This is a genomic window from Sphingobium sp. WCS2017Hpa-17, assembly GCF_031843765.1.
GTDB lineage: Bacteria > Pseudomonadota > Alphaproteobacteria > Sphingomonadales > Sphingomonadaceae > Sphingobium.
Genome location: NZ_JAVTIV010000001.1, coordinates 153,410 through 172,294, shown reverse-complemented (window position 1 = coordinate 172,294; position 18,885 = coordinate 153,410). Strand labels below are relative to the sequence as shown.

At 63.4% G+C, this 18,885-nt stretch carries 18 protein-coding genes and 1 tRNA gene; 12 read left to right on the top strand and 7 right to left on the bottom strand.

The features are described 5' to 3' along the window. Window positions 1-25 precede the first annotated feature (25 nt). From RQH62_RS00740 to RQH62_RS00715, 6 genes are all read left to right on the top strand, one after another. Window positions 26-226 (top strand): DUF1427 family protein, encoded by a 201-nt coding sequence (locus RQH62_RS00740; protein WP_311266835.1) that lies wholly within the window; start codon window positions 26-28, stop codon window positions 224-226. Beyond that, window positions 223-2,148 (top strand): amidohydrolase, encoded by a 1,926-nt coding sequence (locus RQH62_RS00735; RefSeq protein WP_311266834.1) that lies wholly within the window; start codon window positions 223-225, stop codon window positions 2,146-2,148. Before RQH62_RS00740 ends, RQH62_RS00735 begins: the two co-directional genes overlap by 4 nt. A 166-nt stretch (window positions 2,149-2,314) precedes the next feature. Continuing rightward, window positions 2,315-3,214, top strand: coding sequence for a glyoxalase (locus tag RQH62_RS00730; RefSeq protein ID WP_311266833.1), 900 nt, complete (start codon window positions 2,315-2,317; stop codon window positions 3,212-3,214). 5 nt (window positions 3,215-3,219) lie between these two features. Beyond that, the gene (locus RQH62_RS00725; protein ID WP_311266832.1) at window positions 3,220-3,642 is read left to right on the top strand and encodes a DoxX family protein; all 423 of its coding nucleotides are present in this window, start codon (window positions 3,220-3,222) and stop codon (window positions 3,640-3,642) included. Next, window positions 3,635-4,993 (top strand): alginate export family protein, encoded by a 1,359-nt coding sequence (locus RQH62_RS00720; protein ID WP_311266831.1) that lies wholly within the window; start codon window positions 3,635-3,637, stop codon window positions 4,991-4,993. Before RQH62_RS00725 ends, RQH62_RS00720 begins: the two co-directional genes overlap by 8 nt. 101 nt (window positions 4,994-5,094) lie before the next feature. Further along, window positions 5,095-5,796, top strand: coding sequence for a YoaK family protein (locus RQH62_RS00715; RefSeq protein ID WP_311266830.1), 702 nt, complete (start codon window positions 5,095-5,097; stop codon window positions 5,794-5,796). A 6-nt stretch (window positions 5,797-5,802) separates the two neighbouring features. On the opposite strand, the gene RQH62_RS00710 is transcribed toward RQH62_RS00715, so the two are convergent. Continuing rightward, window positions 5,803-6,588: a TerC family protein gene (locus RQH62_RS00710; protein ID WP_311266829.1), complete on the bottom strand. Its 786-nt coding sequence runs from the start codon at window positions 6,586-6,588 to the stop codon at window positions 5,803-5,805. Between the two features lie 143 nt (window positions 6,589-6,731). On the opposite strand from RQH62_RS00710, the gene RQH62_RS00705 reads away from it, so the two are divergent. From RQH62_RS00705 to RQH62_RS00695, 3 genes are all read left to right on the top strand, one after another. Next, window positions 6,732-7,628 (top strand): tetratricopeptide repeat protein, encoded by an 897-nt coding sequence (locus tag RQH62_RS00705; protein WP_311266828.1) that lies wholly within the window; start codon window positions 6,732-6,734, stop codon window positions 7,626-7,628. Window positions 7,629-7,732: 104 nt separating this feature from the next. After that, window positions 7,733-8,752 carry a class 1 fructose-bisphosphatase gene (locus tag RQH62_RS00700; RefSeq protein WP_311266827.1) on the top strand — a complete coding sequence of 340 codons (1,020 nt, stop codon included), beginning with the start codon at window positions 7,733-7,735 and terminating at the stop codon, window positions 8,750-8,752. Between the two features lie 389 nt (window positions 8,753-9,141). Continuing rightward, the gene (locus tag RQH62_RS00695) at window positions 9,142-10,995 is read left to right on the top strand and encodes an acyltransferase family protein (RefSeq protein WP_311266826.1); all 1,854 of its coding nucleotides are present in this window, start codon (window positions 9,142-9,144) and stop codon (window positions 10,993-10,995) included. A gap of 3 nt (window positions 10,996-10,998) precedes the next feature. Here the strand turns inward: RQH62_RS00695 and RQH62_RS00690 are convergent, their stop codons facing one another. Then, complete coding sequence (locus RQH62_RS00690; RefSeq protein WP_311266825.1) at window positions 10,999-11,892, bottom strand: N-formylglutamate amidohydrolase; 894 nt, start codon at window positions 11,890-11,892, stop codon at window positions 10,999-11,001. A 142-nt stretch (window positions 11,893-12,034) separates the two neighbouring features. On the opposite strand from RQH62_RS00690, the gene cpdR reads away from it, so the two are divergent. Then, window positions 12,035-12,421, top strand: a complete 387-nt coding sequence (gene cpdR, locus RQH62_RS00685; protein ID WP_311266824.1) for a cell cycle two-component system response regulator CpdR — start codon at window positions 12,035-12,037, stop codon at window positions 12,419-12,421. Window positions 12,422-12,444: 23 nt separating this feature from the next. Here cpdR and RQH62_RS00680 read toward each other — a convergent pair whose 3' ends face one another. After that, entirely contained in the window at window positions 12,445-13,776 is a 1,332-nt protein-coding gene (locus RQH62_RS00680; protein ID WP_311266823.1) for a dicarboxylate/amino acid:cation symporter, read from the bottom strand. Window positions 13,777-13,905: 129 nt separating this feature from the next. Here RQH62_RS00680 and RQH62_RS00675 point away from each other — a divergent pair. Further along, a tRNA-Val gene (locus RQH62_RS00675) sits at window positions 13,906-13,980 on the top strand. Window positions 13,981-14,091: 111 nt separating this feature from the next. Here RQH62_RS00675 and RQH62_RS00670 read toward each other — a convergent pair. After that, window positions 14,092-14,232 (bottom strand): hypothetical protein, encoded by a 141-nt coding sequence (locus tag RQH62_RS00670; protein WP_311266822.1) that lies wholly within the window; start codon window positions 14,230-14,232, stop codon window positions 14,092-14,094. Between the two features lie 44 nt (window positions 14,233-14,276). On the opposite strand from RQH62_RS00670, the gene RQH62_RS00665 reads away from it, so the two are divergent. Then, window positions 14,277-14,570, top strand: coding sequence for a hypothetical protein (locus RQH62_RS00665; RefSeq protein WP_311266821.1), 294 nt, complete (start codon window positions 14,277-14,279; stop codon window positions 14,568-14,570). A gap of 162 nt (window positions 14,571-14,732) precedes the next feature. Here RQH62_RS00665 and RQH62_RS00660 read toward each other — a convergent pair whose 3' ends face one another. From RQH62_RS00660 to RQH62_RS00650, 3 genes are read right to left on the bottom strand one after another with little or no spacing between them, the layout of a single operon-like run. Then, window positions 14,733-15,020, bottom strand: a complete 288-nt coding sequence (locus tag RQH62_RS00660; protein WP_311266820.1) for a type II toxin-antitoxin system RelE/ParE family toxin — start codon at window positions 15,018-15,020, stop codon at window positions 14,733-14,735. Beyond that, window positions 15,017-15,283, bottom strand: a complete 267-nt coding sequence (locus RQH62_RS00655) for a type II toxin-antitoxin system ParD family antitoxin (RefSeq protein ID WP_311266819.1) — start codon at window positions 15,281-15,283, stop codon at window positions 15,017-15,019. Before RQH62_RS00655 ends, RQH62_RS00660 begins: the two co-directional genes overlap by 4 nt. A gap of 47 nt (window positions 15,284-15,330) precedes the next feature. Continuing rightward, the gene (locus RQH62_RS00650) at window positions 15,331-18,885 is read right to left on the bottom strand and encodes a DEAD/DEAH box helicase family protein (protein WP_311266818.1); all 3,555 of its coding nucleotides are present in this window, start codon (window positions 18,883-18,885) and stop codon (window positions 15,331-15,333) included.

Genomic DNA, 18,885 nt, shown 5'->3' with positions numbered 1-18,885 from the left:
TTTCCCGAACCGAAGGGAAAAACCCATGAAGGCCTATCTTCTTTCGCTTGGCGCTGGCCTGCTGGTCGGCATCGTCTACAGCCTGATGGGCGTGCGATCGCCCGCCCCGCCCGTCATCGCCCTGATCGGGCTGGCGGGGATATTGCTGGGCGAACAATTGCTGCCGATCGCCCACCGCCTGATCGCCCCCTCGCCCCCTATCGCATCCACGGAGCATGACGCATGATGACCCGCCGCCAGGCGCTGGCCAGCGCCGCCACCACCGCCCTTCTCACCGCCTCGGAAAGCTTCGCCATGAGCCAGAAAGACCTCATCATCATCAATGCCAGGGTCACGACGCTGGACCGGGAAAATCCGGTGGCGCAGGCGGTGGCGATCCGGAACGGCAAGTTCCTGGCCGTGGGCAGCGAGCAGGATGTTCGCGCCGCCGCCAGCCCCGACGCGCAGACGATCGACGCCAAGGGCCGCCGCCTGATCCCCGGCCTGATCGACAGCCACATCCATGTCATCCGGGGCGGCCTAAACTATAATATGGAATTGCGCTGGGAAGGCGTGCCGAGCCTGTCGGAAGCGATGGCGATGCTCAAGACGCAGGCTGAAAACACCCCGCCGCCGCAGTGGGTCCGCGTGGTCGGCGGTTTCACCGAACATCAGTTCGCCGAAAAGCGCCTGCCCACGATCGAGGAGATCAACGCGGCGGCGCCCGACACCCCGGTTTTCATCCTGCATCTCTACGATCGCGCATTGCTGAATGCGGCCGCGCTTCGGGCCGTGGGTTATGATCGGAACACGCCAAATCCTCCGGGCGGCGAGATCGTCCGCGATGCGCAGGGCAATCCGACGGGCCTGCTGCTGGCTCAGCCCAATGCGACGATCCTCTATGCCACGCTGGCCAAGGGGCCGAAGCTGCCGCAGGAGTATCAGTTGAACAGCACGAAGCATTTCATGCGTGAACTCAACTCGCTCGGCGTCACCAGCGTGATCGACGCGGGTGGCGGGTCGCAAAATTACCCCGGCGATTATGAAGTGATCGACAAGCTGCACAGGGATGGCGACCTGACGCTGCGCATCGCCTATAATCTCTTTACGCAGAAGCCGAAGGAAGAACTGAAGGACTTCGCAACCTGGTCGACCAAGGTGAAGCCCGGCGATGGCGACGACACCTACCGCCACAATGGCGCGGGCGAGATGCTGGTCTATTCCGCCGCCGATTTCGAGGATTTCCGCGTCGCACGTCCCGACATGCCGCCGGAAATGGAAGGCGATCTGGAGCCTGTCATCCGCCTGCTCGCCGAGCGCCGCTGGCCTTGGCGGATGCACGCAACCTATGACCAGACGATCGGCCGTGCGCTCGATGTGTTCGAAAAGGTCAATCGCGACATTCCGTTGCAGGGGCTGAACTGGTTCTTCGACCATGCCGAAACCATCAGCGAGCGCAATATAGACCGGATCGCGGCGCTGGGCGGTGGCATCGCCGTCCAGCATCGCATGGCCTTTCAGGGCGAATATTTCGTTGAGCGCTATGGCGCCAAGGCGGCGGAGGCCACGCCACCGATCAAGCGGATGATGGCGGCCGGCCTGCCCGTGGGCGCCGGCACCGACGCCACCCGCGTCGCCAGCTATAATCCCTGGGTGTCGCTGAGCTGGCTGGTCACGTCGAAGACGGTCGGCGGCCTGGCGCTCTATCCGGTACGCAACCGGCTGGATCGCGAAACCGCGCTGCGCCTGTGGACCGAAAAAAACACATGGTTTTCGAACGAAGTGGGCAAGAAGGGGCAGATCCGGAAGGGCCAGCTGGCCGACTTCGCCCTGCTGTCGGACGATTATTTCTCGGTCCCCGAAGATGAGATCGCGCATCTCCGCTCGGTCCTGACCGTGCTAGGCGGCAAGATAGTCTATGGCGAAGGCGACTATGGATCGCTGGCGCCGGTCGCGCCCAAGGCGATGCCCGACTGGTCGCCGGTCGCGACCTTCGGCGGTCATTATCGCAAGGATGAAAGCGCGAAGAAGCTGGCGTCGGCCTGCGGCTGCGCCTCATCCTGCGGGGTCCATGGCCATGACCATGCCGCTGCGCTGGGTGCCGATGTCCCCGCCGCTGATGTGCAGAGCTTCTGGGGCGCATTGGGCTGCGGCTGCTGGGCCGTGTGATCTTCCGACCGGCCCCTCCCGATCCGGAGGGGCCGGCACCCATCATTCCATAATATAGAACATAATCGTCGATATTATTCGGATCGCTGGCAATCCGATTGCAGCCTAGACAGGCCTTGCCACATCGACCGAGAGGCGCTCGCCTTCTCCAACCGGAGCCAATGACATGAACCGCATCACCCTGATGATGGCGACCGCGCTGGTCGCCATCAGCCCCGCCCCCGCGCCTGCAAAGGCCGCACCTGCCGCCAGCACCGACTATGCCGTCGGCCCGCAATATGACACCACCCATGTTTATGTGGCACCGGAAGATTTCGACCGCTTCATCGCCAGCTTCACCGCAACCTTCGGCGGCACCACCAGCAAGCAGGGCGTGTTTCAGGTCACGCCCACCGCCAGCCAGACCAAGTCGCAACTGGCGTTGACGCCTGCCGGCACCATTTCCGTCTTCGGCTTCCTGACCCCTATTCCCTATCCCTTCGGCGCAGAGCGGACCGGCTATCTGGTGCGCGACATGGACGCGGCGGTGGCGTCTGCCGTCAAGCATGGCGCGACGCGCCTCATCACCAGTTTCCCCGATCCGATCGGGCGCGACGTGGTGGTCCAATGGGCGGGCGGCGTGAACATGCAGCTTTACTGGCATACCGCCACGCCCAGCTATCCCGCGCTGACAACCGTGCCGGAAAACCGCATCTACCTCACCCGCGATGCGGCCGACAGGTTCGTCAAGCAGTGGACAGGCTTTGCCCATGCCAAAGTGACGTCCGACGAGAAGGCTGCGCCGGGCGCGGAAATCGGCCAGCCGGGCAACACCTATCGCCGCATCCGCCTGACATCCGGCTATGGCAAAATGAGCGTCATCGTATCGGACGGGCAACTGCCCTGGCCCTATGGCCGCGACATGACCGGCTATGCCGTCGCGGACCTTGGCGCCACGCTCGACAAAGCCGAGGCCGCCGGTGTCGAAACGCTGGTGCCGGCCCATGAGGATGGCGGCCACCAGTCGGCGATCGTCCGTTTCCCCGGCGGCTATATCGCCGAAATTCACAGCGTCGTCGGGGAGTGAGCGCCATGACCGCCACCCCCCATTTCGTCTCCGCCCTCCTCGCATGGCGCCCCACATGGTTTCTCGCCCGGCTGATGCTGACCAGCGCCTATCTTCTCGGCGGGATCGTCAAGCTGACCGACTGGCAGGGCGCCGTCGCCGAACAGGCGCATTTCGGCATGAGCCCGCCCGCTTTCTGGGCCGCGCTGACCATCGCGCTGGAACTGATCGGCCCGCTGCTGATCCTGACCGGGCGGCTGGTCTGGCTGGGCGCTGGCATGCTGGGCGTCTTCACGCTGCTCGCCGCCTTCACCGCCAACGCCTTCTGGGCAATGCCGGCCGGGCAGGAGCGCTTCATGGCGACCAATGCCTTTTTCGAGCATATCGGCCTGATCGGCGGCTTCATCCTCGTGGCGATGATCGCGAATCGGAAGAAGGCCGATGCGTAAATGCCTTCTGCCCTGCCTCGCGCTGCTGGCGCTGCCGGTCCCGGCCGCTGCCCAGCCGCGCGAGGCTTGGCAGGCGCCGACGCTCAGCATCACCCGCTATGACGAGGACTGGTCCGACCTCGCCGATGCGGAAAAGCGTGCCCATCACTGGACCGGCCCGTTCAAATATATTCCGATCGGTGACGAAGCCTGGCTGTCCACCGGCATCGAAGTGCGGGCGCGCAGCGAAAGCTATGGGGACAATCTCTGGGGCGGAGCGGATGCACCGGACGACGCCTATCTCTGGTTGCGCGCCCTGCCCTATGTCGATCTGCATATCGGCAAGACCCGCGCCTTCGTTCAGCCGATCGCGGCCTATGCGGTCGGCGTCGCGCCGTCCGCCAGCCCGATCGACCAGACGCGGGTCGACCTGCTCCAGGCCTTTGGCGAGATCGATCTTGGCCCCGTCACCCTGCGCGCCGGGCGGCAGATGCTTTCGCTCGGCACCGAAAGGCTGATCGGCACACGTTATGGCCCCAATATGCCGCTCGCCTTCGATGGCGCGCGGGCCGATGTCAGGATCGGCAAGGCGACGGTCAGCCTGCTGGCGATGAAGCCGGTGCAGCCCGGACCCGGCAGTTTCGACGATGCCACGTCGGATAGCAAAGCTCTCTGGGGCACCTATGCCGCGCTGCCCGAACTCGACCTTTATTATCTGAGCTATCGCAACCGTGCCGCCCGTTTTGGCGGCTTTGAAGGGCGGGAGATACGCCACAGCCTTGGCCTTCGGTCGCATGGGATTCGCGACGACTGGCACTGGAATGTCGAGGGCGTCTATCAGTTCGGCCATTTCGATGGCCAGCGCATCGCCGCCTGGACGCTGGGCACCGAAGTCGGCCGCAGCTTCCCCGACCTGCCGCTGGCGCCCGATGCAACGCTGCGCGTCAACATCGTCAGCGGCGACAAGAAGGCCGGCGACGGCAAGCTCGGTACCTTCAACGCGCTTTTCCCCAAGGGCAAATATTTCGGTGAATTGTCGCCGGTCGGCCCGACCAACATTATCAGCGTCAACCCGCGAGTCAGCGGGACGCTGTACGAAGGCCTGTCCGCCAGCCTCGGCGCCATGGCCTATTGGCGCGCCAGCAAGGGCGATGGTGTCTACGACATTCCGGGCAATCTGATCCGCGCACCCGGTGACAGCGACGCCCGCTTCATCGGCAAGGAGGCGGAGGTCACGATCGCCTGGCAGGCGACGCCCGAATGGGAGGTATCGACCTCCTTCTCCGCATTCGCGCCGGGCGCCTTCATCCGCGATACCGGCCCGGCGAAGACGACCACCATGCTGGGGCTGGAGAGCAATTTCCGCTTCTGAACTATTCCACATTATGGAACAGAATGACGGACATTATTCGACTGCATGCAAATTCTGCCCGTCCATAGGATCAGCGGCATTATCCCATCCGGAGACTATTCATGACCGCTCCCGCCAAAAGCCCTTCGCCCCTGCCCTGGCTCCTGTTGCTCCTGTCTGTCACGACCGGTCTGGTCGACGCGATCAGCGTGCTGGGGCTGGGCAAGGTGTTCACTGCCAACATGACCGGCAATATCGTGTTTCTGGGCTTCGCCGCCGTGGGCACGCCGGGCTTTCATGCCGCATCCTATCTGGTCGCGATCGCCAGCTTCCTGATCGGCGCGCTGGTTGCAGGTCGCGTGGGCAAGGGCCATGCCGGCTTGCCTTTGCGCCGCTGGCTGCTGGTCGCGGCGCTGGTGGAGGCGAGCCTGCTCTGGACGGCGGCCGGGGTCGCGACCGGCTTTGACATGGCCAGCCAGTCGCCCGGCGCCGCCCTTTACGCGATCATCGCTCTCACCGGCCTCGCCATGGGCTTTCGCAACGCCACCATTCGCCAACTCAAGATACCCGACCTGACCACTACGGTACTTACATTGACCGTGACGGGGCTGGCTGCGGATTCCTCGCTTGCAGGCGGCGGCAATCCCAATTGGGCGCGCCGGATCGGCAGCGTCCTCGCCATCTTTCTGGGCGCTGCCATCGGTGCGTTGCTCGTCACCCAGAGTGGCCTCGTCGTGCCGCTATTGCTGGCCGGCGCGCTGATCCTGGGCGGCACCCTCGCCTGCATGGCGCATCCGGCAGCGGCCGATACCCTCGCTGCCTGATGCGCTTCAGTCTCCGCCCGACCGCGTCTTGGCGCGGCGGGCAAAGATGTTGAGCACCTCCACCAGCGTCGAAAAGGCCATGGCCGCGTAGATATAACCCTTGGGCACATGCACGCCGAAGCCGTCTGCGATCAGCACCGCGCCGATCATCAGCAGGAAACCCAGCGCCAGCATCACCACCGTCGGGTTCCGGGCGATGAAATTGGCCAGCGGATCGGCCGCGATCAGCATCACCGTCACTGCAAAGATCACAGCGATATACATGACCGCCAGATTGTCCGTCATGCCCACCGCCGTCAGGATGGAGTCGAGCGAAAAGATCATATCCAGCACGATGATCTGCGCAATCGCCGCACCGAAGGTCATGGTCGCCACGCCCTTCTTGTCCAGCACGCCGTCGGCCGGCGCGGGATCGACGCTATGATGGATTTCCTTGGTCGCTTTCCAGATCAGGAACAGGCCGCCCGCGATCAGGATCAGGTCGCGCCAGGAGAAGTCGGTTTCGAACGTCGGCGCGCCATGCTGGTCCAGTGGACCACTGAAACCCAGATTGAACACCGGCTGCGTCAGGCCGACGATCCACGCGATCATCGACAGCAGGATAAGCCGCATCACCAGCGCCAGCCCGATGCCGATCTTTCGCGCCTTGGGCCGCTGCGCTTCGGGCAGCTTGTTGGTCAGGATGGAGATGAACACCAGATTGTCGATGCCCAGCACCACCTCCATCACCACCAGCGCGATCAGCGCAGCCAGGGCCGTGGGATCGGTGAAAGCGGTAATCAGACTGTCCATATCATCCTCTATTGCACCCGGTCGTCACGACTGTCCGGCAGCGTAACGAAACGGCGCAAAAGGACTAGCGTTCCTTTGTTGCTGCTTGATGCCCGATGGCGCAGTTTCTAATGCTGACTTGCTGGACCTTGGGGGGATCATCGATGCGTATCATGCTTGGCCTTGTGGCGCTGGCTCTTACCGCGCCTGTGCAAGCCGAAGTCTTCGAGATGAACGGCCATTTCCCGGCCGCCTTTCGCGAGGTGAGCCTGACCCGCAGCATCGGCATCGACCGGATCGCCGGACGCGACGGCATGGCGCTGGGGCTGGCGATCGAGGCAGAACTGAGCCAGCGCGGACCGGACGGACGGCCTTATTACGACCTGATCGCCCTGTCACGACGCGGGCCGGAGGCCGACGCGCTGGTGTCGGGCATGGCCGACGCATCGGTCCGGGAAAGCGACGTCAAACGCAAGGTCGAGCAATGCGCCGAGAAACAGGGCGACAAATGCGTGCGCAAGGAAAAGGTGGAGGCTACCTGCCTTCAAGAGATGATCAGTTTCTCCTCGACTCTGCGGGTCGCGGGCAGCGATGACGGGCGCATCCTCTATACGCAGACCCGGCCGCAAACGGACAGCATCACCACCTGCCCCGGCGACAAGGGCAAGCCCAGCCCCAAGGACCGGATCGCGAAGATGGTGCGCACCGCCGCCGATCGCTTCATCGACGATATCATGCCGCGCCATGAGAATTATCACATCCGCCTGCGCGAAGGGCGCGAGGGCATGGACAAGGTAATGGGGCAGGCATTCAAGGACAGTATCCGCTTGTCGCAGCGCGATCCGGTCGCGGCCTGTACGACATGGGCGGAGATGGAGCGAGCCCTGCCCGGCCATCCCTCCCTACTGTTCAACCTTGGCCTCTGTGCGGAACGGATGGGCGATTATGCCGCCGCCGAACGCGCCTATGGCCGTGCCGGCGCCGCGCAGGAGGATGTAACGCGCGTACGCGACCTGACGATCGGCCGCGACGACGCGAAACGGCGCGCGACGGGCGGCTGACGCTTCGACTGGACTTGACCGGACGGGTGCCGTAGCGACGGGCCGTTCTTCCACCATTGCCGCGGCGTGCAGCCGCAAATCCCATCACTTGCGAAAGGCGGCATATGTCCCGGACCACCCTGACCCGTTTCCTGATCGAACAGCAGCGGGAGGCGAACGCGCTGCCGGGCGAACTGCGCCTGCTGATCGAAACCGTCGCACGCGCGTGCAAGACGATCAGCCATGCGGTCGGCAAGGGCGCGCTGGGCGAAGTGCTGGGCAGCCTGACCAGCGAGAATGTGCAAGGCGAAGTGCAGAAGAAGCTGGACGTCATCGCCAACGAACTGCTGCTCGACGCCAATGAATGGGGCGGACATCTGGCCGCGATGGCTTCGGAGGAAATGGAGACGCTCTATCCCATCCCCAATCGCTATCCCAAGGGCGAATATCTGATGCTGTTCGATCCGATCGACGGGTCCAGCAATATCGACGTCGACCTGTCGGTCGGCACCATCTTCTCGGTGCTGAAGGCGCCCGATGGCTGCGCCGGCCGCGCCGTGACCGAAGAGGATTTCCTGCAAGACGGCCGCAGCCAGGTTGCCGCAGGCTACGCCATTTACGGACCGCAGACGATCCTGGTGCTCAGCGTCGGCACCGGCGTCTATGAATTCACCCTGGACCGCGAGGTCGGCAGTTGGGTCATGACCGACCCGGACATGAAGATGCCGCAGGGCAAGTGCGAATTTGCGATCAACATGTCGAATCGCCGCCAATGGTCGCCGGCCATCACCCGTTATGTGGACGAGCGCGTGGCTGGCGAAGCGGGGCCGTGTGGCAAGGATTACAACATGCGCTGGACCGCCTCGATGGTGGCCGACGTGCATCGCATCCTGAAGCGCGGCGGCATTTTCATGTATCCTTATGACGACCGCACGCCCGGCAAGGCGAAGCTGCGCCTGATGTATGAAGCCAATCCGATGAGCTACCTGATCGAACAGGCTGGTGGCGCGGCAAGCGACGGCTTCATGCCGATCATGGATGTGCCCGCCACCGCCCTGCACCAGCGCATCGGCGTGGTGTTGGGCGACGCGGCGGAAGTGGCCGCGGTCGTCGCTTATGGCGCAGAAGCGGCGGTTGCCGCCTGAATCGACCTGGGCAAGAAAAAAGGGGGAGAGCGTTACCGCTCGATCCCCCTTGCTTCGGCTCGCCGTGCCGGTCTTAACCGGCGGCTCCTCTCCAGAAACTTTTTATATGGCGCGCCAAACAGCGATTTCGCTCTAGCCCAGCGCGATGACAAAAAAAAGGCCGATCGCAAGACCGGCCTGAAAGTTTTTAGGAGAGGATGCCTGAAAGGCACAGTTCTTTTGTCCCGGCGGCGGGGTTTTCGCAAATGCGAAGGACGAAACCATGGTTGCATCAAACGCAATCCATTGCCGGCCGCAGTGTCAGGCCGCGTTCATTCACGAGTCGCAGCGCTAAGCAAATGTCAGGGCTTGGCTGCTAGGCCGCAGGGATGCACGGCCCCGCTCCCGCTATGACCAATACGATTCGCTATCGCCGCGACATTGACGGCCTGCGCGCGCTCGCCATCCTGCCGGTGTTGCTGTTCCATGCGCATGTGCCGGGCTTTTCCGGCGGCTATGTCGGGGTCGACATCTTCTTCGTCATTTCCGGCTTCCTTATCACCGGCATCATCGCCCGCGAAGTGGATGAAGGGCGCTTTTCGCTCGTCCGCTTCTACGAACGCCGTTTCCGTCGCATCATGCCCTCGCTGGCGCTGATGATCCTGACGGTATTGGCTGGAGCGGCCTGGCTCTATCTGCCCGGCGACCTGGAGGGCGTGCCCCGATCGGCGCTGGCCGCAACGCTGTTCGCCTCCAACATCTGGTTCTTCACCGACACCGGCTATTTCTCCGGCGGCGCGGATGTGAAACCGCTCCTTCACACATGGTCGCTGGCGGTCGAGGAGCAATATTACATCGGTTTCCCCGTCCTGCTGATGCTTCTGGCCCGCTTCGCACCGCAGTGGCGCACGGCAGTGGTCGCAGGGATCGCGGCACTGTCGCTGACCATCGCCATCGCCATGCAGCGCGACACCAGCGGTTTCACCTTCTATTTGCTCCCGACCCGCGCCTGGGAATTGTTCGCCGGCGCGCTGCTGGCGCTGGACGCAGTGCCAGCCATACGACCGCGCTGGCTGCGCGAATGCACGGCGTGGATAGGCGCAACAACTGTCTTACTCGCTGTCGCACTTTATGATCGCAACACCGTCTTTCCCGGAGTTACAGCCCTCGCCCCGGTTCTGGGGGCTGCGGCGCTGATCCATGCCGCGCCGGGGACATCCATCGGCCGATTGCTTGGCTGGGGGCCAATGGTGGGCATCGGCCTCATCTCCTACTCGCTTTATCTGTGGCACTGGCCGCTGATCGTCTTCACCGAATATGCGACCGACCTGCCGCTATCGGGTGGCACGCGAATCATGGTGATCGGCGCCGCGCTGCTGGCCGGGACAGCGTCCTGGCGCTTTGTCGAGCGCCCCTTCCGCGATGCGCAACGCATGCCGGCGCGCGCCATCTTCCGCTTCACCGGTGCGGCCATGGCGATCCTCTGCCTGCTGTCGCTGGCGCTGATGGCGATGGGTGGCTGGCCCTCCCGCTTCGCGCCGCAGGTATTGGCGCAAATGGCGGGGCAGACGGATTTCGCGCCCACACGCAAGCAATGCCATGACACTTATATGCGCGGCGCCCTGCCCTGCACATTGGGTGCGACCGTGCCGCCTGACGCGATGCTGTGGGGGGACAGCCATGGCGTCGAACTGGCCTATGCCCTGTCGCTGGCGGCGCGAGCCCAAGGGCGATCCCTGGTCGAGCGCACGACGTCGAGTTGTCCACCCGTGCTGGGCTATGAGGCAAAGGATCCGCGCTGCGCCGCAGCCAACCGTGCCGCCTTCGCCGCGATCCGGGCCGACCGGACCCTCAAGCGCATCTATCTCGCCGCCTTCTGGGCCAATGGCGATTTTGACGATCCCGCCTTCGTGGCCAGACTGGACCGCACGATCGCCGCAATCCGTGCGGAGGGACGAGAGGTGGTGCTGATCGGCCCGGTGCCGCCCCAGCCCTTCGACGTGCCGCGCCACCTTGCCCATCTGGTGCGAGCCGGGCGTCTGGCAGAAGCGCACGGCGTCGATCGGGCCTGGGTGGAAGCGCGGACCCGGCATTTGCGCGCCCTGTTCACACGATGGCAGGCGAAGGGCGTCCGGATGATCGACCCGATCGCTGCGCTCTGCGCCAGCGGACGCTGTGCCATCGAACAGGGAGGCCGGCCGCTTTATTTCGATTCGCACCATCTGAGCGTCGCGGGCGCGCGACTGGTGACGGAAGCGCGATGACCTTTATTCGGCGGCGAGCGCATAGTCGGAGCGTGGCAGCTCCGCCGCCAGCGCCTCGACCATGCGGGTGACGACCGCCTGCATCCGCGCCACCCCCGGCCCCGGCCGGTCCAGCGTAACATCCAGATAGAGCGCCCGGTCGATCTCCACCTGCAAAGCGTGGATGCCCTGTTCCGGCCGCCCATGGCGATCGACCATATGATCGCCGGCATAGGGATGATTTTGCGCTACGATCAGCCCATGGCCCGTCGCCACACCGGCCGCCAGCGTCATCAGCCGAGTCGATGCGCTGCGGCCGAACCGATCGCCCAGCACTATATCGGGGGCTGGCTGGCCAGCCGCAGGCGGCGCAAGGGGTGGCATGGAATGAAGGTCAATCAGGATTGCATGGCCATGCGCCTGCCGTGCGGCGGCCAGCATGTCGGCCAGCATCGCATGATAGGGCCGGTGCAGCGTCTCGATCCGCCTGCGCGCTTCCGCCCAGCGCATCGGACCGCGCCACAATTCATGCGCACCGGGCAGGCGACGTGGGAAGAGGCCAAGGCCACCGCGCAGCTTTGCGCTGCTCTGCAACGTCGCATCACGCGGCAGATCGGCGATCATGCCGGCATCGATTTCCCGTTCATGCCGGTTGAGGTCGATCATGGCGCGCGACGCGCGAGCGACGACGACGGAAAAGCCGCGCGCGATCAGCGGGTGAGCAAGCAGATCGACCCAGCTATCCTCCAGCCGGCGCAAAATTTGTGGCTGGACACGGGCGGCGGCAAGCAGATCCGCATCATAAACCCGCCCGGCATGGGGCACGGACAGGATGATCGGCCGGTCGGGTAGAGCCGGGCCATAAAGATCGAAGGCCGCTTTGCTTAAGGTCGGGAAACACGGCGCGGGATGATCCAATGCGGCTCCTTTCACCGGCGCGCCAAAAAAGGTTACCCGGCTGGCAAATATTTAAACCTTGTCGCATATAAGCGGGCTTCGCGCCACCCTGTCGGATCGGCGCCAAGCGCCGTGGGACGGCCGAGTGGGAATGTTGGGGGCAATGGTTCGCATTTTATTGGCCGAAGATGACGAGAGCATGCGGGTCTATCTCGCCCGTGCGCTGGAACGGTCGGGATATGAGGTCGTGTCGGTGGCTACCGGACGGGAGGCCGTGCCTCACATCGAATCGGACCGGTTCGACCTGTTGCTGACCGACATCGTCATGCCCGAGATGGACGGGATCGAACTGGCGCAGCATGCCGCGTCAGTCGCACCGGACATGCGGATCATGTTCATCACCGGTTTCGCCGCCGTCACGTTGAAGGCCGGCAAGGCGGTGCCGCAGGCCAAGGTGCTGTCCAAGCCCTTCCACCTGCGCGATCTGGTGCTGGAGGTCGAACGGATGTTCGGCAGCGAAAGCGTGCCGGCATCGACCGACAATCCCTGACGCTGCCCGGACTGTGCCCGGCCTTAGTCGGGCACCACTTCCTGCATGTCGGGCGTTGGGTCGAGCGGACGGCCCGCTATTGCGGCGTTGAACCGCTCGCGATCCAGCCCCTTTTCCCAGACAGACACTACCACCGTCGCCACGGCATTGCCGACGAAATTGGTGAGGCTGCGGCATTCGCTCATGAAGCGATCGACACCCAGGATCAGCGTCATGCCTGCTACCGGCACAGACGGCACGATCGACAGCGTAGCCGCCAACGTGATGAAGCCCGCGCCCGTGACGCCCGCCGCGCCCTTGGACGAGATCATCGCCACCAGCAGCAGCAATATCTGCTGCTCCAGGCTGAGATGGACATTGCACGCCTGCGCGATGAACAGCGCCGCCAGCGTCATGTAGATATTGGTGCCGTCCAGATTGAAGCTGTAGCCAGTCGGCACGACCAGCCCGACCACCGACTTGCGGCACCCGGCGCGTTCCATCTTTTCGATCAGGCTGGGCAATGCGGCTTCCGATGAGGAGGTGCCCAGCACCAGCAGCAATTCCGCCTTCAGATAACGGATCAAGTGCAGGATGTTGAAGCCCACGGCCCAGGCGACCGCGCCGAGAACCACCAGCACGAACAGCAACGACGTCAGGTAGAATGTCGCCACCAGCCCGGCGAGATTGGCGAGCGTGCCGACGCCATATTCGGCGATAGTGAAGGCCATGGCGCCAAAGGCACCGATCGGCGCCGCCTTCATCAGGATCGACACCAGCTTGAACACGGCATGGCTGGCCGATTCGAGCACCGTCATCAGCGGCTGCGCCTTGTCGCCGATCAGGGTGAGCGCGATGCCGAACAAAATGGCGACGAACAACACTTGAAGGATGTTGCCGTCCGCCACCGCCGACACCATGGTCGACGGGATGATGCTCATCAGAAAGCCGGTGAGCGTGCGCTCATGCGCCTGATGCGCGTAATCGGCGACCTTGCCGGCATCGAGCGTCGCCGGGTCGATATTGAGGCCGGCGCCCGGCTGGACCAGATTGGCGACGATCAGACCGACGATCAGCGCCAGCGTGGAGAAGGTCAGGAAATAGCCGAACGCCTTGGCCGCGACCCGGCCGATCGCCCCCAGTTCCTTCATGCCGGCAATGCCGGTAACGATCGTCAGGAAAATGACCGGGGCGATGATCATCTTCACCAGCTTGATGAAGGCTTCGCCCAGCGGCTTCAACTGCTTGCCGGCATCCGGCCAGACATGGCCGATCAACACGCCCAGCGCGATCGCGGCCAGCACCTGAACATAAAGCTGGCGATAGAAAGGCAGCCGTGGCGCCGCCCGAACCGGCGAGTTTGGCGATGGCAGCATGATGATCGGCGTCCCCCTGTTTGCGTCTCAGCATATGGGCGGCCCCTGCCCTGTCCAGAAGAATATCGACCTGTTTCAATTTCCTGCTTGCGCGATTCACCGACCCTCGTTATTGGCCCCCTCCACGGCGGGCGTGTAGCTCAGTGGTAGAGCACTGTGTTGACATCGCAGGGGTCGCAAGTTCAATCCTTGCCACGCCCACCATTGAAAACCCCGGTAGGTCAACGACTTACCGGGGTTTTTATTGCTCTGCACCACAGAGCTCGCCCGGTTCAATTGAACCAGCCGCTTGGCACCGACCACATTATATCAAGCTCACCAATCGAGCGCGGCAGCGGCGTCTCGCATGAAGCCAGGGCTGTATCTAGCATAGGTCCGCTCGGTCAAGGCACGCAGCGACACGCTGACAAGGCCCTCTCGCTGGGCGTTGCTGGCATTGGCTATTACGACCCTCATGCCGGTTGGACCATCGTGCCTCCTGAACGCTTTGAGGAGATCGCATGATGCGCGTCTACGATGGGGTCTCGACGTGCGGCAAAATGTCGGTGACGATTTTTGCCAGGAGCAACCGGGCTGCGGCCGGAATATTCTTCGACCTGTTCGTTCATCGTTATGGGGTTGTGCCGAGCTATACTATCGTCTCCAGGCCGAAGATGGATGAGCGCGACCCGGACGCCTTGAACAAGGCGCTGCAACGCGGCGTGAGCGGGATCGGGATGTATTCTGACGGTGAATGGACGATCGAACCGGTAGAGGCTTGCATCCAGAAACGGTTGCGGGATCGGCTTCACTGAATAAAAATTCGGGCAATCAGCATTTATGCCGAACACCACGACGGCGCTGATTGCCCATATATACCTGGCTTTCAGGCCCGAAGCGCAAAAGCACCATAGTTGATAAAAGTTGACATTGGTTGAGCGAATTTCGGGATTTACGCCTCAAGCGCTTTCAACCCTTCAACTGTCGATCGCCGACGGATCACGCGAACCGTGAAGGAAACGTTCAATGCGAACGACGTCGCCGACGAGGCGGTAATAGATCAGATATCGACGATAGGGCTTGGAACGGAGGTTGTCGCCGAGTTCAGGCCGGGCGACGCCGACAAGGGGATAGTCGAGCAGGATGCTACAGGCAGCCTGCAACTCGTCTATGAACGTCAGCGCCCGGTCTGGATCGCCCGTTGCAATGAACAGGGCGATGTCGATCAGGTCAGCCTCAGCGGCTGGCGAAAACTGAAGGATCATCCGGCGTGCTTGTGACCGGTTTCGCGAATGCGCGCCCTGAGCCTGTCAAACACCTCGTCTGCGGAGATGCCTGGGCCGCTGGCTGCTCCCTTGTCGATCTCCGCCCGCAACGCCGCCATTTGGGCTGCCCGCTCCTCTTCGCGCTCTTCGAGGAGACGCAGACTATCGCGCACAACTTCGCTGGCGGATGCATAGCGGCCGCTGCCGACCTGGCGCTTGATGAAGCCTTCGAAATGGCTGCCGAGGGTGAAGCTGGATGGCATAAGGGCAAACTATCACTTTATGATACTGGCGGCAATCTGATCGATCGTTAGAGGGCGACGTCGAACCGAGGCTCGAACTCCTCCAGGGTGTTGACGATCCTCGCCACCACCTCACCGTCAAACATGTCACTCACGCCATTGGGTGCGGCGTTGGTGAAAGGCGGCTCATAGAGCGCCGCCGGGTCCATCTGGCCGGAGGCGGTGAGATAGTCGACGATCATCTCGACGAAATGGATCTGTTGCGGCGATAGCGCGGTGCCAGCCAGTGCATCATTGAAAGCCGCCTGAGCGGCGCGCCGATCAAGGCCGATGAGCGATCGAATGAAATCCGGCATGTCCGGCAATTGGCGAATACGCTGGAAATCGGCGCTCTCGGCCACGCCCGCGTCGGTGAAGAGCTTCTGCAACTCGTCCAGGTCGACCGGCGTGAGCGGCCGCCCCTGTCGCAACCGCGCCAGCGTGACATGGTCGGCATGCTGATCGACATAAGCACGGGCCTTGCGCCGGAACTGCGCCAGAGACGACGCGCCACCCAGATCGACCAATTCTATTTCGCGCTTCACGCCCATGACATCGGCCACGTTGGTCGTGACGACGACCTGTTTTCCCGGCTCGATCAGGTTCATCAGGCTGCGCAAACGGCGACGGGCGACCTCGACCATCTCCAGCGTTGCATCGGTCCACCATTCATCGGTCTGGACTTCCAGGATCAGGGCCATGCACCGCGCCACGTCCGGCACCGCGCCCTTGCTTTCCAGCTGATGCACCTGTTCGATGAATGCCTTGCGCAACGGCGCGAAGCTGATGTTTCGCAGCATCGCCAGCTGGATGCGCAGGCAAAGCAGGTCGAACCGCTTGGCATCGACATCCGGGTCGGTCAGGCTGGTCGGCAGACCGGCGACATGCTCGACCAGTTCGTGCCGATCCTCTTCGCCCAGATGACTCCAGGCGGCGCCATCCTGATATTTCTCGACATAGCGGCGCTTGGTGCGAACGATGAAATTGTCGAGCGGCATGCCGGCCACTTCCTGGCTCAGATGCGCTTTCACGACCTCATAGAGGCCCTGTTCGTCGGCTTCGCCACGATAGCCATTGGCGGGAGAATGCACGGCCTTGATCAACGCATCGGCTGGCGGCGGCTGCATCAGCCCCAATAGCTCGACGCGGGCAGTAAACAGCCGCTCGCCAAGGGGCGCGGCAGCACGGGCCTCGGCACCGTCCATCTGGGCATTGAAATAGTCGAGATTGCCCAGATAATCGAAGACGTAGAAATATTCCTTGTCCGTCCGTTGGCCATCAGCATCGACGAAAATGCCTTCGCGCAGGCGCGTGCCGCGACCGATCATCTGCCAGAATTTCGATTTCGATCGCACGATCTTGAAGAAGACCAGGTTCAGCACGTCGGGAATGTCGATACCGGTATCGAGCATGTCGACGGACACGGCGATGTGCGGGTCTTTCTCCGGCTGCTCGAAATCCTCGATCAGGCTGTGGGCATATTTCACCTGATTGTCGATCAGGCGGCAGAAATGCCCCTTGAGCGCCGGATAATTCGCATTGAATCGCTCGACGATGAACTCGGCATGTTTGTGGTTCTTGGCGAAGATGATCGTCTTGCCCAGCCGGTCGCCGCCAGCGACCTTCAGCCCGTCCTCCATCAACTGCTTGAGCATCTGATCGATGGTGTCGATGTTGAACAGCCAGTCGTTGATGGCCGCGGGATCGACGCTGTCGGGCGGGCCATCCTCGCCCCAGTCGATCGCGTCCCACGCCTCCTTCTCATCGTCGGGCAGATCATCGTAACGAATGCCAGCGAAGGGGATCTTCATCGGCACGTCGATCGCCTTGGGCGGCACCAGGAAGCCGTCCGTCACCGCCTGCTTCAGGTCATAGGCGTCTGTCGGAACCCCATCCTCCAGCTCGAACAGCGCATAGGTGTTCTTGTCGATCTCATCCTTGGGCGTGGCGGTCAGGCCAACCAGCGGCGCGTCGAACCAGTCGAAAATCGCCTTATATTTCCGATAGACCGACCGGTGTGCTTCATCGACGATGATCAGGTCGAAATAGCCGGGGCCGAAGCGCTGCTTGCCCTCCTGCCGCGCCCGCTCGATCAGATTCATCATCGTGGGATAGGTGGACAGGAACACGCGCCCGTCCGCCTTGGGATGCAGAACCAGATTGACCGGCGAACTGTCGGGCAGGTGCTTGCGGAAATTGCCCGCCGCCTGTTTCACCAGCGGGATACGGTCGGCCAGGAACAGGATGCGCTTCGCCCAGTTGGCCCGCATCAGCACGTCGGTTAGCGCGATGGAGACGCGCGTCTTGCCGGAACCGGTCGCCATGACCAGCAGCGCCTTGCGATGATTCTCCCCGCCATGCTCGACATCCTCGAACCGGTGGCAGACGGCACGGATCGCCTTTTCCTGATAGGTGCGGCGATGCGATCCGGCGATGGCGCGATTGGTCGGGACGCTGGCGAGCGGCAGGCGGGTCGTGCGTCGCTGCACCATCAGTTGCAGTTCGTCGCGGGTGCGGAACCCCGCTACGGGACGCGGCGGATAGCGCAGATCGTCCCAGAGCATATGCTCATAGCCATTGGTGCAGAAAATGATCGGGCGCTGGCCGAATTGCGCCTCCAGGCAATCGGCATAGAGTTTCGCCTGCTGCTGCCCCTCCATGGGGCTCTTGCGCGTGCGCTTGGCCTCGATCACCGCCAGCGGCTTGCCGTCCTCGCCCCACAGCACATAATCGACATAGCCTGCGCCCTTGCCATCGGCGCTACGATCGTTCGGCATCCCATGGACCGGGAACTCCGTATCTCGCGTATCGGTGAGCGGCCAGCCGGCTTCCCGCAGCAGCACGTCGATATAGAGGTCGCGGGTTTCCGCTTCGCCATAGTCATGGCCGGCGTCGCGACCTTCATTGGCCCGGCGCAGCGCAGTGATCTCCGCGCGCATCGCCGCCAGCTCCGCCTCCAGCGCCTCGCGCGTGTCGGCGTCTGCCATGCGGGCCTTGCGCTCCTGCTCCAGCGCGGCGCGGCTGGCCTCGGCGGCATCCTCCAATCGCTGGACGTCGGCGGGGCTGGTCTGCAGCCCGGTATCGCCGCGCGGCAGCAGGTCGGCGGAGAAGGCCAGTTCGGCCGGCGGCGGATTGTCGGAATAGCGGGTGGCGAACCAGATGCCGATGTGGAACAGCTCGCGCAGCGCGCTGACCGACTGGCTGCCCGCGAACTGGCCAGGATGGGCGGCGCGGTTGCCGATCTTGCGGATGAGGTCGATCTTGGTGCGGATCATCGTGCCGGCGAGTGCATGAAAGCTCGGCTCGGCGATCAACGCGGCCAGATGGTCGCCATAGGGGCGCCGCAGCGCTGTGTCGTGATCATAGAGCCAGCCGACCAGCGCCTCGACCGCCAGGCGACAATGGACGGCGGCGCCGCGCGGATCGGACAGCGCCTGCCGCTGCGCCATGGCGACATGATCGGCGATGAAGGGAAAAGCGGCGAGGAAAGCGAACTGGTCAGCCGGAACGGGCGTGGACGAGCGCGGTGTGGCACCGCCCGAGAGCGACAGGGTCTTGCGACCGCCCGATCCGGCTGTGGTCAT

Bases quoted from the DNA above. Each gene is read 5' to 3' on its own strand.
- RQH62_RS00740 (WP_311266835.1), top strand. From the start codon at position 26: ATGAAGGCCTATCTTCTTTCGCTTGGCGCTGGCCTGCTGGTCGGCATC.
- RQH62_RS00735 (WP_311266834.1), top strand. From the start codon at position 223: ATGATGACCCGCCGCCAGGCGCTGGCCAGCGCCGCCACCACCGCCCTT.
- RQH62_RS00730 (WP_311266833.1), top strand. From the start codon at position 2,315: ATGAACCGCATCACCCTGATGATGGCGACCGCGCTGGTCGCCATCAGC.
- RQH62_RS00725 (WP_311266832.1), top strand. From the start codon at position 3,220: ATGACCGCCACCCCCCATTTCGTCTCCGCCCTCCTCGCATGGCGCCCC.
- RQH62_RS00720 (WP_311266831.1), top strand. From the start codon at position 3,635: ATGCGTAAATGCCTTCTGCCCTGCCTCGCGCTGCTGGCGCTGCCGGTC.
- RQH62_RS00715 (WP_311266830.1), top strand. From the start codon at position 5,095: ATGACCGCTCCCGCCAAAAGCCCTTCGCCCCTGCCCTGGCTCCTGTTG.
- RQH62_RS00710 (WP_311266829.1), bottom strand. From the start codon at position 6,588: ATGGACAGTCTGATTACCGCTTTCACCGATCCCACGGCCCTGGCTGCG.
- RQH62_RS00705 (WP_311266828.1), top strand. From the start codon at position 6,732: ATGCGTATCATGCTTGGCCTTGTGGCGCTGGCTCTTACCGCGCCTGTG.
- RQH62_RS00700 (WP_311266827.1), top strand. From the start codon at position 7,733: ATGTCCCGGACCACCCTGACCCGTTTCCTGATCGAACAGCAGCGGGAG.
- RQH62_RS00695 (WP_311266826.1), top strand. From the start codon at position 9,142: ATGACCAATACGATTCGCTATCGCCGCGACATTGACGGCCTGCGCGCG.
- cpdR (WP_311266824.1), top strand. From the start codon at position 12,035: ATGGTTCGCATTTTATTGGCCGAAGATGACGAGAGCATGCGGGTCTAT.
- RQH62_RS00680 (WP_311266823.1), bottom strand. From the start codon at position 13,776: ATGCTGCCATCGCCAAACTCGCCGGTTCGGGCGGCGCCACGGCTGCCT.
- RQH62_RS00670 (WP_311266822.1), bottom strand. From the start codon at position 14,232: ATGAGGGTCGTAATAGCCAATGCCAGCAACGCCCAGCGAGAGGGCCTT.
- RQH62_RS00665 (WP_311266821.1), top strand. From the start codon at position 14,277: ATGATGCGCGTCTACGATGGGGTCTCGACGTGCGGCAAAATGTCGGTG.
- RQH62_RS00660 (WP_311266820.1), bottom strand. From the start codon at position 15,020: ATGATCCTTCAGTTTTCGCCAGCCGCTGAGGCTGACCTGATCGACATC.
- RQH62_RS00655 (WP_311266819.1), bottom strand. From the start codon at position 15,283: ATGCCATCCAGCTTCACCCTCGGCAGCCATTTCGAAGGCTTCATCAAG.
- RQH62_RS00650 (WP_311266818.1), bottom strand. From the start codon at position 18,885: ATGACCACAGCCGGATCGGGCGGTCGCAAGACCCTGTCGCTCTCGGGC.